Genomic DNA, 14,843 nt, shown 5'->3' on the forward strand with positions numbered 1-14,843 from the left:
TTCCTTTTTTAATACATAAATAACGTTCTACGTTTCTAAAATAACGTTATAAAATTCCCACCAAATTTTTAATCAAAAACTCTTTTTCTTCGTAATGCGCTGGCATGATGGATATTCCTTTTTGCAATAGCAAATTATTTGGAAAAATGATTCTTTCGCCTTCTTTTGTTCTCAAATTTACGTGAAAGGCACTTATATCTTCAATTTCGGCTTCTATAGGAAAATCTTTGTCGTGAATTTTTATAGTATCTCCAATTCTAAAGGGAAATGAAAAAAACAAAATCATTCCAGAAGTAATGTTGCTTAAAATAGACCATTGTGCAAACATTGCGACACCAATAACAGTAGCGATCGACGATACCGTTATAAAAATGTCTTTCGTATCAACTCCCCAAATCACAATCAGACTGATAGTTACTAGAATATTCATCAACAAATGAATGTATTTGATAACCAAATTTGTGCGATGTTCTAATAGCTGACTAGTGCTGGCGTAACGTCGAATCAATTTTGCAATAATAACTCTTAAAGCTACTAGAGTAAGAAGAAGAATTACGGTGGCTAATATTTCCTGGCTATATTCTTTAAAAGAAAACATAAATTAATTTTTACACTAAAGTACTCAAATATTCATAAACTTTAGCTGTAGGAAGTCCCATAACATTGGTATAAGAGCCTTCGACTTTTGCAACTGCCATAAAACCAAACCATTCCTGAATTCCGTAAGCACCGGCTTTATCATAAGGTTTGTAATTATCAATATAATACAAAATAGCCTCGTCTGACAATTCGTTAAAAGTAACTTTTGTAATATCATTTAATAGCGTAGAAGAAGTGTTAGTTTTAAAGCAAACCGACGTAATTACTTCATGCGTTGTATTCGACATGGATTTGATCATTTCAAAAGCATCTTCCGCACTTTTTGGTTTTCCTAATGCTTTATTTTGATGCCAGACAATGGTGTCGCTTGTTACTAATATCTCATTTTTTTTTAATTCGCCTTCGAAAGCACTTGCCTTTAGTTCAGCCAAGTAATCTGTAATCTCAACCGCTTTTAATTCAGGAGGATAAATCTCTTCTATATCTTTTAGTCTAATTTCAAAATCAAGATCTAAATCTTTAAAAAATTGTTGTCTTCTAGGAGATCCAGAAGCTAAAATTAAAGTGTATTTTTTAAGTTTTTCTCTAAGCATTATATAGATGATTTAGGTGAATTACCAGTATTGACAGAATTCCGAAAAGCAAAATCAGTTTTAAAATAGTACTCAAATGATGAAAATCTTTTGGCGATTTTGCAGTAAATATTTTAACTATAAAGTACAATAAAGGTGCTAAAATAAAGGCAAAAGCATAAAGCGTTACAATGTACAGTTTGTTTGAAAAAAAGTATGTATTGATGTAAAGCAAACATAAAATAAATGCAATAACAGCAAATCCTAAAGCAATTTTAGAGGCTCTGTTAATTCCAATTGCAATAGGCAAAGTATTCATTCCTTGATTGTAATCACCATTTACATCTTCTATATCTTTAATTATTTCTCTAATAAAGTTTATCATAAAAGCATATAATGCATAATCGAGCAAAATAGAAAATACACTCGCCATTTGTGCTTGATTGTCAGGAATTGTTGCCGGAAATAAATCAAAAATTCCAATGATTATAACGCTCAGCGCCAATAATAAGGCAACTATAAAATTACCTAAAATCATAATTTGCTTTAAACTAGTAGAATAAAAGTAAAGCAGTGATGCAATTAAAATAAAAATGGTAGCAAAACTCGGCTTCATGATAATATTTGACAACACAAAACCAATAGCAACACCCGTAATATTCAATCCGATATAGATATTATAAGCGCTGGTTTCAGATATTCCTTTTCCAACAAGCACATCATTTGGTTTATTAATTGTGTCTGTAGCAACATCAAGAATATTATTGATAACATAACCTGCTGCGGCCAATAAAACAGTGCTTAAAACTAATAGCCCATATTGCCAGTCTGCTAAAGCGAGCGGAATATTTTGCTGTTTTAAAAAAGCATAACGAAACAAAATCTGCATAAAAGCAAGCATCAATAAGTTTTTATATCGAATGAGTTTGAGGTATTTCATTTTTTTCTTAAGTTTTAAAGGTTCATAGCAACAAAGGTTCAATGTCTTGCTCTATAATTCACAATTCATAATTCACAATTCACAATTATCTAATCGTGTTTTCCATTAAAATATTCCATCCATTTTCCCTGTACTTTCATTACTTGTTCTATTACATCGCGTGCAGCACCTTTTCCGCCCTTCACGTGCGAGATATAGCGGCAAATATTTTTAATTTCTGGACTTGCATCTTGTGGGCATGTTGGCAACCCAACTAATTTCATTACATGATAATCCGGAATATCATCGCCCATATACAACACTTGTTCTGGGTTTATATTGTAAGTATCAGTATATTCTTTAAAAGTTTTTACTTTATCTGGCGTTCCTAAATGAATGTCGGCGATTCCTAAATTGCGAAGACGAACACGAACACCTTCGTTGCTTCCTCCAGAAATAATACAGACATTATAACCGCTCTCAACAGCTGCTTTCATTGCATAACCGTCCCGGATATTCATTGTACGAAGAATTTCTCCTTCATTGGTTACAAAAACGGAACTGTCTGTAAGTACGCCATCAACATCAAAAACAAATGTTGTAATGTCGTTCATTATTTCTTTATAACTTTTTGCCATTATTTTGTATAGATTGTGTTAGTATTTTATAGATATTCTTTTGATTTTGATTGGTTAGATAATCCAAATGCGATTCAATTGTTATTGAGTCATTGCGTTTTGCCGGGCCTGTTTGAGCATCAATCGGATCAAGCGTATTGATTTTTTCAGCGGTTTCCTGAATTAAAGGTTTTAGAATATCAAAAGGAACCTGATGTTCATCACAAATTTCCTGACCAATTTGATATAAATGATTCGTGAAATTATTCACAAAAACAGCTGAAACATGCAAAGCTTTCCGCTGATCTGAATTTATTGGGAAAACAGCATTTGAAATACCTTTTGCAACAGTTTCTAAAACACGAAAATCAAAAGTATTCTCAGCTTCCAGACAAAGCGGAACAGTAGAAAAATCAACCTCTTTGCTTTTAGAGAAAGTTTGAAGCGGATAAAAAACGCCTCTTCTGTTTTTTAAGTCTAAAGTTTCTAAAGAAGCAGCGCCAGAAGTATGAGCCACAAGCTGGTTTTGAAAAGACAATTGTTTAGAAACTTCTAAAATTGCATTATCAGAAACTGCTATAATATATAAATCAGCTTCTTTTAATTCTGCAAAATCATCAACAATTTTTTCATAATCAATTAAAGAAGCTAAAGTTTCCTTTTTTCTAGAAAATACTTGTACAATTTCGACAGTCTCACTTTTAGAGAAAGCTTTTATTAAATGCTGCCCAACATTTCCGGAACCAATTAGCGTTATTCGAATCATATCGCAAAATTAGCATTATTTTTTTTAAATCGAATGGCTTTAAATTCGTTTGTCTTACGTTTAAAATAACTTCTAAATTCAATATTTTGGACAAAATTTAAAAGCCCGCAGTTATAATTACCAAAGTAATTACAAAAAGCGGACTTAAGCATTGATTTTGATTTATTTAGAATTTTACTATGCCTTTAGGAACCGATTCTCCAATAACTGTTTTTTTAGAAAAATCTGATTTTTTATCGGAAACAAATTCAATATTCGAACTTGCCTCACCATCAATTGTAATTGCTTTTGCTGAATTAGAACTGAATTCAATATTTTTGAAAGTCATATTTTTACCATTATAAATTTCAAATACTGTTGGTTTTGCAATATCTAATTTAGCATTGCTGATTTTTATTCCGTTTGCGTCGATAATAGAAAAACCGTTTTCTGCTTTTGCAGTCAGATTTGATATTTCGATATTCTCGAGATTCATTTCAGGCAGACCTTGCAAAAATACAGCTTGATAAGCGCCGGCAATTGTAATATTTTTTATTAAAATATTTTTAAATTGAGGAGTTTCTTCGTTAACAGGCATTAATTTATTGGCTACTTTACTGCCGCCTTCAGCAAGCGTTTCAGCAATAGATTTTCCTCCATAGTACAAATCAAAAGAAATTGCCTGTGATGGAATATCAGTCATAAAAATATCTGAAATAAAGATATTTTCAACAACTCCGCCACGCCCGCGCGTGCTTTTAAAACGCAATCCAACATCGGTCCCCATAAAAGTACAATTTGATACATGAAGATTTTTTACGCCTCCAGACATCTCGCTTCCAACTGTTACACCACCGTGTCCGTGATAAACGATATTGTTTTTGACAATAATATTTTCGCACGGAACACCGCGATCGCGTCCGTCTTTATCTTTACCTGATTTTATACAAATTGCATCGTCACCAACATCAAAACTTGAATTTTCAATTACCACATTTTTGCAAGATTCAACGTCAAGACCGTCTCCGTTTTGAGAATACCAAGGATTTCGAACCGTAACATTACGAACGATTAAATCTTCGACCATTAATGGATGAATGTTCCAGGCTGGAGAATTCTGAAAAACAGGTCCGTCAAAAAGCACTCTTTTACTGTTTTGAATGCTTACCATTACCGGACGCAGGAAATCATGAATCGCCTCAAATTCTTCTTTGGTTTTTAAATCCAGACGTACATTTTGATCAGCTCCAACAGAAGCTTTCATGAAAGTCTCAGATGGATACCAGCTTTCTTTTTTATCATTTAAAACACCGCCTGAAGCAATAATTTTTTTCCATTGGCTTTCTGTCAATTTACTCTTTTTAACTTGTCTCCAAACTTCTCCTGAACCATCCCAAACACCGTTTCCAGTAAAGGCAACATTTTCTAGATTTTTACCATAAATAGGAGAGATGCAGCGCCATGTATTTAGTCCTTCAAAACTGGTTTCAATAATGGGATATAAGCTTTTATCTGGAGAAAATTTTATTAATGAGCCAGTTTCAGCATGCAATTCGATATTACTTTTTAGGATAATTGGGCCTGTAAGCCAAACTCCAGGCGGAATAATAACTTTACCGCCACCTTTTTTAGAAACAGCCTCTATGGCATCGGAGAAAGCCTTTGTGTTTAAAACATAACCACCGTTTACTGCACCAAAATCTGTAATGTTTACCGTATTTTTTGGAATAATAGGCTCCTTGACTTTTGCCATTTTAAATTCAATATTCTTATACGTTTCGTCAGATTTTGAATTTTGAGCAAAGGAGTCTGTACATAAGCCAGTCATAACAATTGTCAATGCAAAGAAGAATGAATTAATTGGTTTAGTTTTCATGCAATTATAATTAGAGGTTTGGTTAGAGATAGCCGTAATTCTTAATAGGGAAACCATTTTTTAAAGATAATTTAAAAATCGCTAACCTTAAAATAAGAATTAATAATGTAATCGATTACACAAATCTATAAAAAAATATCAATATTCAAAGAAATTAGTGCAAAGTATTTCTTTGTAAGAATTAACGTCTAGATGCGCTATATTAGCATCTAAAATCAAGTCATTTTTAGTTTTAATTAACAAATCACAAATATTAGAACTCAACATTTTTGAGTACTTTTGTGGCACTTTTATACAATGTAATTCCTCAAAAATGAATAAAAAAATATTCTCTTTTTTGTTTTCTACACGATTAATGGCCGTTCTTTTTTTAACATTTGCAATCGCAATGGGTGTTGGAACTTTTATCGAAAGTAAGTACAACACAGATACAGCCAGAATTTTAATTTACAATACTTGGTGGTTTGAAGCAATAATGGCTGTTTTCATGCTTAATTTCTTCGGAAATATTAAACGGTACCAATTGCATAAAAAAGAAAAATGGGCAACTTTATTACTTCATATTGCTTTTGTTTTTATCATTTTAGGAGCTTTTATTACACGTTATATCAGCTATGAAGGCATGATGCCCATTCGTGAAGGCGCTGCAGAAAACCAAATTTATTCAGACAAAACATTCCTGACTGTTTTTGCAGATGGAGAATATAAAGGTGAAATGAAACGAAGAGTTTTTGAGAAAAACCTTTTATTGTCACCGGTTACTAATAATAATTTCAGTATGTCTGGCAAGTTTGATGAAACGCCTTTTGAGGTGAGTTATGTAAACTATATTATGGGTGCTAAAGAAACTATAAAACCAGACCCAAGAGGAACTTTGTACCTTAAATTAGTTGAAGCCGGAGCAGGCGGACGTGAAGAACATTTCTTAAAGGAGGGAGAAGTTCAAAACATTCACAATGTTTTGTTTGCTTTGAATAAACAGACTGATGGAGCAATTAATATAAATACAAAAGGAGAAAAATATACAATTCAGACACCTTTTGAAGGAGAATTTATGCGAATGGCAGACAAATTTAAAGGAAGCGTGACCAAAGATAACGTCCAGCCTTTAATGATGCGTTCGTTATATAGTATAGGTGATATTAGAATTGTTTTTCCAGATCCTGCTGTAAAAGGAATTGTTGATTATGAGTCTAATAATGATTTTAAAGCGAAATCGCATACCGATGCCTTGATTGTAAAAGTAAAAGCAGAAGGACAGGAAAAAGAAGTAAGACTTTTAGGTTCTAAAGGCAGTATTGGTGAACCGCAAACCGTTAAAATTGGAAAAATAGAATACAGTTTATTCTACGGAAGCAAGGCTTACGTTTTGCCTTTCAAAATTAAATTGAACGATTTTATTGCAACTAAATATCCAGGAACAGAAAAAAGCTATTCGGCTTTTGAAAGTAAAGTTACCGTTCAGGATTCTGCAGAAACTTTTAATGAAGATATTTATATGAATCACGTTTTAGATCATAAAGGATATCGCTTTTTTCAATCATCTTTTGATCCGGATGAAAAAGGAACAGTTTTATCTGTAAACCACGATTTTTGGGGAACTTCGATAACTTATTTAGGGTATTTTATGTTATTTTTCGGCTTAATGGCAATTATGTTTACTAAAGATTCTCGTTTTACTGATTTGAAAAGAAAATTAGAAAATGTAAAAAAGAAAAAAGAAAAACTGATTACAATTTTAGTATTAATGATCAGTTTGAGTGGTTTTGCTCAAGCACCTCACGTTCACACTCCTGGCCACGATCACAATCACACGACAGACCCAAATGATCATGCAAATCACGTTACTGCTGCACCAAGTCAGAGACAGTTAGATTCGTTATTAACGATTTATAAAGCTCCAGAAGCGCATGCAGCAAAATTTGGACGTTTGATTATCCAGGATGCTGGAGGAAGAATGAAGCCTATTAATACTTTTTCATCTGAATTGTTGAGAAAAGTAAGTCAGAGTGATACGTATAACGGAATGAATTCTGATCAGGTATTTTTGTCAATGACACAATACGCTCAGGTTTGGATTCAGATTCCGCTTATTTATTTAAGATCAGGGAATGACAGTATTCGTAAAATTATTGGTGTAGAAAAAGATGCAAAACATGCTCCGTTTGTACAATTTTTTGATGCTAACGGTAATTATAAACTTTCTCCTTATTTAGATGCAGCTTATAAAGCAGCAAATCCGAATCAGTTTGAAAAAGATTTTATCGAAACGGATAAAAAAGTTAATCTAATGGAATCAGCTTTGAGCGGCAGTATTTTGAAAATTTTCCCTATTCCGAATGATCCAAACAATAAATGGGTTTCGTATTTAGAAAGAGAGCACGGCGCATTAAAAGGAATGGATTCTACGTATGTAAAGCAAATTCTGCCATTATATTTCAGTGCTTTAAATAATGCTTCCATTTCTAAAAATTTCAATACAGCTGATCAATTGGTTGAAAGCATTAATGGTTTTCAAAAGAAATTTGGAAGCAAAGTACGTCCTAGCGAACAAAAAATTGATGCAGAAATCGCTTATAATAAATATGACGTTTTCAAAAAATTGCCATATTGGTATATTACAGCGTCAATCTTGATGTTGATTTTTACGATTATAAATATCTTTTTTGAGAAAAAATGGCTTCGTTTTACAGTAAATGGATTCCATATTATTGTTGGGTTTTTATTTGCTCTTCATACTTTAGGATTAGTTGCCCGCTGGTATATTTCAGGACACGCACCTTGGAGTAATGCTTATGAATCAATTATATATGTGGCATGGGCGACCATGTTCTTTGGATTGGCTTTTGACAGAAAATCAAAACTGACTGTAGCATCATCTGCTTTTGTTACAGCAATGATTTTAATGGCTGCCTACATGAACTGGATTGATCCAGAAATCGCCAATTTACAGCCTGTCTTAAACTCTTATTGGTTAATGATTCACGTTGCTGTAATTGTAGCAAGTTATGGCCCATTTGCACTAGGAATGATCTTAGGTTTCGTTGCACTGCTGTTGATTTTCTTTACAACTGAAAAGAACAGAGCTAAAATGGAATTAAACATAAAAGAGATTACCTATATCAATGAAATGGCTTTGACAATTGGTCTAATTATGTTAACTATTGGTAACTTTTTAGGAGGACAATGGGCGAATGAAAGCTGGGGACGTTACTGGGGCTGGGATCCAAAAGAAACTTGGGCCTTAATCTCTATTATGGTTTATGCATTTGTAATTCACGCACGTTTTGTGCCGGCTTTACGCGGAAAATGGTTCTTTAATTTAATGAGTATGTTCGCGTTTATCTCTATTTTATTCACATATTATGGAGTAAATTTCCATTTGGTAGGACTGCATTCATACGCAAGCGGAGAAGCACATTCTCTAAATTGGATTTGGTATTCATTGGCAACAATTTCTGTTATTGGAGCTATTACATATCCTAAATACCATAAATATTACAAGAATAAAAAAGTAAAAAAATAGATAATTATTAGAAGTAATTATTAATTCATAAAAAAGGTTCAACGATAAGTTGAACCTTTTTTTATTTGACTATTTCTATAAATTGTTAATCTTACCTGAAATCTTTAGAAAAACTTTTTTCTAAACCAAAAGGCTACATTTACTAAAGCAATCAAAGCAGGTACTTCAACCAAAGGCCCAATCACACCGGTAAATGCCTGACCACTATTAATGCCAAAAACTCCAATAGCAACAGCAATGGCCAATTCAAAATTATTTCCGGTGGCAGTAAACGCAATTGCAGCACTCTTAGAATAATCTGCACCAAAATACTTTCCTGTAAAGAAACTCAGAATAAACATAACTAAAAAATAAATAAATAAAGGAATCGCAATTCGTATCACATCCATCGGAATCTGAACAATCATTTCACCTTTCAGATTAAACATAATAAAAATGGTAAATAATAATGCAATTAATGTGATAGGTGAAATAAACGGATTATATTTATTGTGAAACCATTCTTCTCCCTTCACTTTTATTAAAATGTAGCGGCTTATAATTCCGAGTGCGAACGGAATTCCTAAGTAGATTCCAACACTTTCTGCAATTTGAGTAATACTTATATTTATTTTAAAACCAGAATAACCAAAATAAGGAGGTAAAATCGTGATAAAAAAATAAGCATATATGCTATAAAGTAAAACCTGAAAAATACTGTTTAAAGCGATTAATCCGGCGGCATATTCACGGTTTCCATAAGCAAGATCATTCCATACAACCACCATGGCAATACAACGAGCCAAACCAATTAGAATTAAGCCTGTCATGTATTCTGGATATCCCTTTAAAAATAAAAGAGCCAACAAAAACATTAAAATTGGGCCAATAATCCAATTAAGAAATAATGATGCACTTAATACTTTTGCATCTTTGAAAATATCTTTAACTTTATTATAATTAACTTTAGCCAATGGAGGATACATCATTAATATGAGTCCAATTGCAAGTGGAATACTAGTAGTTCCGCTAGAGAAAGAGTTAATATATTTTCCGCTTGACGGAAAATAATATCCAATAGAAATGCCAATTATCATAGCTAGGAAAATCCAAAACGTTAGAAAACGATCCAGAAATCCTAATTTTTTTCTTTCCGGTGAAGCAGAAATACAATGATCTTTTGCCATATTATTTTTTTATTTGCGAGAAAACATAAAACATTTCAGTCGCAATTTGAAGACTTCTTTCTTTGTATTTCTGAGATTGATGTGGTGTGTTATCAAATGCTTTTGGATCGTCATAAGTTATTGGAATCCGTTTTTCTGCTCCAGCTATAAAAGGACAACCGTTATCGGCCTGAGAACAGGTCATAATAGCGGCAAACTCTTTTTGTGGATTAAAATAATTATCATACGTTTTAGAAAAACCTATAATTGGAGATTCATTTGGAGAAAATTTTATCGCATAAATTGGATTTTTTTTATCAGAAATTTTTTTTATCAGAAACCCAGATGATTCTAATGTTTCGGCAACTTTAGGAAATAACGCAGTTGTTTCAGTTCCTCCAGAATAACAAAAAACACTTTTTATTCCATAATAATGTGCTGCTGTCTGTGCCCAAACTTGCGACAAATGACTTCTTCTAGAATTGTGTGTGCAAATAAAATTTAAGCGAATACTTTGTTGAATATCAGTATTATATTGAATGAAATCAATAAGAGGTTTTAATATTTTTTTTCGATCAAGAGTTATTTCGTCAAAATTAAATGCTAAAACGGTTTCTTGTATTTCCTTAAATAAAATTTCTTTATGCATCTCTTACTTAATTAACAACAACCTCCGCCAGGTGTGCAAGAATTTGAACTTTCTCCATTTAACTGTGTCAGCTTCATTTTTGGTTTTTCTGAAGGGATGCCACAGTGATCCTTTGCTAAGCAAGCAGTTTGTTTATTCAACAGTTCAAAATCTTTTCCATTAAAACCTAAATCATATTTGCCAATGGTAGTATCTTGATATTCAACTTCAATTTCAAAATCTTCGATCCCTAATATCTTTTCCGAAAGTTCAATAATGTGATTTAATTTTTGAGGTTTTAAACGGTGTTCAAAATCGTTTGCATCCCAAAGCTGAAAGTTGACAACAGTTTCATTACGGACAACCCCGCCACAATCAATAAAGTTTTTTGTAATTAAACCTACTTCAGTTACATGAAAATGTTCTGGAACAAAATTTCCGTTTGGTAATTTAAAATTTACCGTTTCGAGAGTAGTTAGTATTTTTTTTATTTCTGAAAGTTTCATAATAATTTGATTTACTGATTAACAACATTCTTTGTTTCTTTTCTCTATATGATTTGCCACTAGGTTGAAAAAACTTTTAATTTTATCAAAGCCAGCTTCATTAATGCAATAGCAAATTGCATTTCCTTCAATGCTTCCTTTTATTAAACCGGCATTTTTAAGTTCTTTTAAATGCTGGGAAATAGTAGGCTGGGAGAGAGGAAGTTCGTTTACAATATCGCCACAAATACAAGTATTTACTTTTAATAAATATTCGATTATAGCAATACGTGCAGGATGCCCCAATGCCTTAGTTAGGTTACCCAGTTCGTTTTGATTATCTGTAAAGTAATCTGATTTTGTAGCCCCCATAGTAATATATTTATATTGCAATATTACGATATAAATAATTATAAAGAAAATATATTCGATTATTTTTCTTCTTTTTATTTATATATGGTCTATTTTGGAAGCTTTCCTATTATTGCAAGCACTATGATGACTATGATAATAAAACAAATTAAAAATATTAGGTGACTTAGTATAGTTAAAAAGAATGCCTTGATTTTTGATATTTTATTAAAAAATTGAATATTCGTCCAAAACGTCAAGAAAATTCCAATTATGTAAGTCATAGTTGAAAACTTCTCAACATGATTTTTACTGCTCAAATATAATAATATAGGAAATGTCAAAATTTGCACAAAAAGTCGCTGTGAGGCTTTAAAAGTATTAAGAACAAAAAATTCAAAAAAATTATAGCCTTGTTTTCTAAATACTATAAAGGTTCCAACTGTATATATGGGTATGGTAGCTATGGTTATCCATGAAAAGTGTGTTGCCATCCATTCATTATAGTCAGTTAAATCAAAATCTGGATTGTCTGAATTTGCGAATAAATTGATCTTATAGTAATGGCATAAAAAACCATAAAAAGCCCCAAGAACAGCAACTAATGACAAAGGTTTGAAATGTTTAATTCTTTTTCCTTCAATAAATTCACGAATAGAGTGGCCGGGTCTGGTAAATAATTGTTTTAAAGAATATGGAATTCCTTGGTCAAAATGAAGCAATCCGTGCTGAATATCGTGCCATAAAAAATGACCGTTTATTTTATGAGTTTCAGCGGGCTGTCCGCAATTGTTACAATAATGTCCGGTATAAGCCTGATGGCAGTTTTTACAGATTATTTCCATAAATTATGTCTTTAAAATTTATAAAACTTTATTTTCTTTTTTGAAACCATCAGGATACATAATTGCCAATAAGACCACTATTAGCAAAAAATTATATTCAACACCATTTCTGCCACCGCCCACTACAAACCAACCTTCTTTAAAATGAACCAAAACAATACCCATCAATAAAACAAAAATGGTTACAAATCCAGCAAGCTTAATGTATTTATTTGAAATTAAAAGTATTGCGGCAGCAACATGCGATAATTTTATTGACCAAGCCAGGAATACTCCAAAAGGAGCAAAGCCAATTTGATTCAGAAATAGATTTCCGAAATCATTAATTCCGTTGTCGAACATTCCAAAAACAGAATGCGTAAGTAATATAATAGCAACAGCAATTCTTAAGAGTAAAGTTCTATTCATGATTGATTTTGGTTTTTGGCTGTGCTAAAAATAATAAAAAAACGCATATTAAAATTAATTAATACGCGTTTAGAATTTATGACAAATTTGCTTTTAAACTTTTCCTAAAGTATATAACTGTGTCATTGTTGGAGTTAAACTTCCGCCGGCAGGTTCCAGTGTAATACCAAAAGCTTCTGCTTCGTTTGTACGGTCTACTGCGAATATTTTTTGAGGATTTCCTTCAAAATCGCTTAATAAACCAATACTTGTTGGCGTAAGTACTGGACTTAATTTTAAAGCCCAAACTTGATAAACCATTCCTTTTGGAGGCTTTGGCAAACCAGCGGCATCTATATAAGTCGTTTTTGTGTCCTTGTTCCAATATACTTTTGCAAAAGAGGTCGGCGAAACAGCTTGACCGCCAAGCGTTACACCAGTGTTTTTAATGTCTCTTACAATAGTTAAACTTTTCTCGATTTCTTTATTTTGCTGTCCTAAGTAGGCATAATCTCTCTCAATTTTAGTTTTCTCATTGCCAACTGTAGCAATAGCCTCCTTTGTTTTTGTCAATTCTAAAGTTTGGTACCCAAATCCTAGAAGCAATAATACAGCAGCAGCCCAACCGACATATTGAGACCAGTTTGATGCTGGTTTCATATCGACTACTTTGCCATGTTTCAGTTCTAGACGGGCTTTTATCTTTTCAAAATTAGCTACCGAGTGGAAAGGAGAGAAGCTTGATGATAAAGCCACAATAGCTTTTTCTATCGCAATTATTTCCTGATCAACTTCGGGATTTTTTTTCGCTAATTCTGCTATTTCTAGATTTTCAGTTTCGGTTAGTAAACCGTAAACATATAGTTCTAGAATTCCTGATTCTATATACTCTTGTGCTTCCATTATATTTTTAAATAATTACGTAAATCGTTAATACAGTTTCTGTTTTGTGTCTTGATAGTTCCCAGTGGCAATGCCAATTCTTCTGAAGCTTCTTGTTGGGTATATCCTTTGAAAAATAATAAATCAATGATCTCAATACATTTTGGTTTTAATTTTTTTACAAATTCTTGTATTCCAATTGTATCAATTCTATTGATGAGTTTATTACTGTCATCTAACAGATTTACGAAATTATCTGAGGAAAGGTTTTTTTGGCTGTTATTAAAATTTTTAGATCTTAACTTATCAATCGACGTATTTCGAGCAATATTAAGGATCCAGGTGTAAAATCGTCCTTTGCTTTCATTATAAGAATCGATATTTTTCCATATTTTGACAAAAACTTCCTGCAAAACATCTTCTGCTTCTTCGCGATTTTTAACTAGTACATTAATTACGGAAAATAGACTTTTCGCATACATATCATACAAATGGGTAAAAGCTCTTTCGTCTTTTTTGTAAATTAAAACTAACAATTCTTCTTGACTCATAGATTTGGATTTTAAAGTTTAAACTAAAATTATTAAACATTATTTTATTACCTGAGATAAAGTTACTTTATTTTTTTGTAAAAATTTATTTTTTTTTAACAACCAAAAACCTAGTAAAATAAGGGATTCAAAAAAAAATCACTTTTTTTTCAATTTTTTAAAACCAAAAGCAATCCAGTTACGTAAATGCTATTATAACATGAAATGAATATCTATTAAAATAGCAGAAAAACTTTAAAGGATATCGAGATGCAGTTATTTAAAGAATTGAAATGATAGAATTCTCTTTAAAATTTAACGTTTTTGAAGAACAGAAATGTAAATATAATCTCAGTAAATAAAATTAGCGTGATGGTCAGTATAAATAAATTAAAAATATTGATTGTTGGTTTGACCAGCATTTTAGCACTAACGAATTTTAACGGAAGCGAGTTGCAAAAAGAAATAATTAAAACAGCTTTTTGCAATAAATTTTAAAAAGAAAATAGTTTAATAGTTGGTGTCCTCGGACTTCCAAACCGAAATTTAATTTAAAAACAGGAATTCCCAGATTAAAAGACAGAGAAAATTTTCCATTATAAACGCCATTGAAATTAAAAAATAGGGAATTACGAATTAGGGTTTTAAAATTAATTTTCACCATAACCGAGAGGCACCAGCTATAAATTTAAAAATATAAAGCGATAATACGCATAAGATTAATTCATGGTTTGA

At 31.9% G+C, this 14,843-nt stretch carries 15 protein-coding genes; 1 reads left to right on the forward strand and 14 read right to left on the reverse strand.

Translation table 11 applies throughout. From position 1 onward, the window contains the following. Window positions 1-46: 46 nt before the first annotated feature. The 6 genes from IR010_RS00210 to IR010_RS00235 form a co-directional block, all read right to left on the reverse strand. Window positions 47-598 carry a mechanosensitive ion channel domain-containing protein gene (locus tag IR010_RS00210; protein WP_194600567.1) on the reverse strand — a complete coding sequence of 184 codons (552 nt, stop codon included), beginning with the start codon at window positions 596-598 and terminating at the stop codon, window positions 47-49. A gap of 10 nt (window positions 599-608) precedes the next feature. Further along, window positions 609-1,193: a Maf-like protein gene (locus IR010_RS00215; RefSeq protein WP_194565981.1), complete on the reverse strand. Its 585-nt coding sequence runs from the start codon at window positions 1,191-1,193 to the stop codon at window positions 609-611. Further along, a complete protein-coding gene (locus IR010_RS00220; protein ID WP_082447130.1) occupies window positions 1,186-2,112 on the reverse strand; it encodes a geranylgeranylglycerol-phosphate geranylgeranyltransferase in 927 nt (308 codons plus the stop codon). Before IR010_RS00220 ends, IR010_RS00215 begins: the two co-directional genes overlap by 8 nt. An 89-nt stretch (window positions 2,113-2,201) precedes the next feature. Then, a complete protein-coding gene (locus tag IR010_RS00225) occupies window positions 2,202-2,729 on the reverse strand; it encodes a KdsC family phosphatase (protein WP_194565985.1) in 528 nt (175 codons plus the stop codon). Next, window positions 2,713-3,474, reverse strand: a complete 762-nt coding sequence (locus IR010_RS00230; RefSeq protein ID WP_194600570.1) for a Rossmann-like and DUF2520 domain-containing protein — start codon at window positions 3,472-3,474, stop codon at window positions 2,713-2,715. The genes IR010_RS00225 and IR010_RS00230 overlap by 17 nt, the downstream gene beginning before the upstream one ends. A 166-nt stretch (window positions 3,475-3,640) precedes the next feature. Then, entirely contained in the window at window positions 3,641-5,329 is a 1,689-nt protein-coding gene (locus IR010_RS00235) for a glycoside hydrolase family 28 protein (RefSeq protein ID WP_194600573.1), read from the reverse strand. A gap of 313 nt (window positions 5,330-5,642) precedes the next feature. Between IR010_RS00235 and ccsA the strand changes: the two genes are divergently transcribed. Continuing rightward, on the forward strand, window positions 5,643-8,855 hold the full coding sequence (ccsA, locus tag IR010_RS00240) for a cytochrome c biogenesis protein CcsA (protein WP_194600590.1): 3,213 nt from the start codon (window positions 5,643-5,645) through the stop codon (window positions 8,853-8,855). Window positions 8,856-8,959: 104 nt separating this feature from the next. On the opposite strand, the gene arsB is transcribed toward ccsA, so the two are convergent. The 8 genes from arsB to IR010_RS00280 form a co-directional block, all read right to left on the reverse strand. Then, window positions 8,960-10,021 carry an ACR3 family arsenite efflux transporter gene (gene arsB, locus IR010_RS00245; protein ID WP_194600594.1) on the reverse strand — a complete coding sequence of 354 codons (1,062 nt, stop codon included), beginning with the start codon at window positions 10,019-10,021 and terminating at the stop codon, window positions 8,960-8,962. Window position 10,022: 1 nt separating this feature from the next. Next, window positions 10,023-10,649: a protein-tyrosine-phosphatase gene (locus IR010_RS00250; RefSeq protein WP_194600597.1), complete on the reverse strand. Its 627-nt coding sequence runs from the start codon at window positions 10,647-10,649 to the stop codon at window positions 10,023-10,025. Between the two features lie 11 nt (window positions 10,650-10,660). Continuing rightward, window positions 10,661-11,134, reverse strand: a complete 474-nt coding sequence (locus IR010_RS00255; RefSeq protein WP_194600600.1) for a DUF6428 family protein — start codon at window positions 11,132-11,134, stop codon at window positions 10,661-10,663. An 18-nt stretch (window positions 11,135-11,152) separates the two neighbouring features. Continuing rightward, window positions 11,153-11,485, reverse strand: coding sequence for an ArsR/SmtB family transcription factor (locus IR010_RS00260; RefSeq protein WP_194600603.1), 333 nt, complete (start codon window positions 11,483-11,485; stop codon window positions 11,153-11,155). Between the two features lie 89 nt (window positions 11,486-11,574). Further along, window positions 11,575-12,309, reverse strand: a complete 735-nt coding sequence (locus IR010_RS00265) for a DUF3667 domain-containing protein (protein WP_194600606.1) — start codon at window positions 12,307-12,309, stop codon at window positions 11,575-11,577. Window positions 12,310-12,327: 18 nt separating this feature from the next. Beyond that, window positions 12,328-12,717, reverse strand: coding sequence for a DoxX family protein (locus tag IR010_RS00270; RefSeq protein ID WP_194600610.1), 390 nt, complete (start codon window positions 12,715-12,717; stop codon window positions 12,328-12,330). A gap of 93 nt (window positions 12,718-12,810) precedes the next feature. Next, on the reverse strand, window positions 12,811-13,599 hold the full coding sequence (locus IR010_RS00275; protein WP_194566007.1) for an anti-sigma factor domain-containing protein: 789 nt from the start codon (window positions 13,597-13,599) through the stop codon (window positions 12,811-12,813). Then, on the reverse strand, window positions 13,599-14,129 hold the full coding sequence (locus IR010_RS00280; RefSeq protein WP_029270423.1) for an RNA polymerase sigma factor: 531 nt from the start codon (window positions 14,127-14,129) through the stop codon (window positions 13,599-13,601). The genes IR010_RS00275 and IR010_RS00280 overlap by 1 nt, the downstream gene beginning before the upstream one ends. Window positions 14,130-14,843: the final 714 nt, after the last annotated feature.

This window comes from Flavobacterium sp. MR2016-29, assembly GCF_015350695.1.
Classification (GTDB): domain Bacteria; phylum Bacteroidota; class Bacteroidia; order Flavobacteriales; family Flavobacteriaceae; genus Flavobacterium.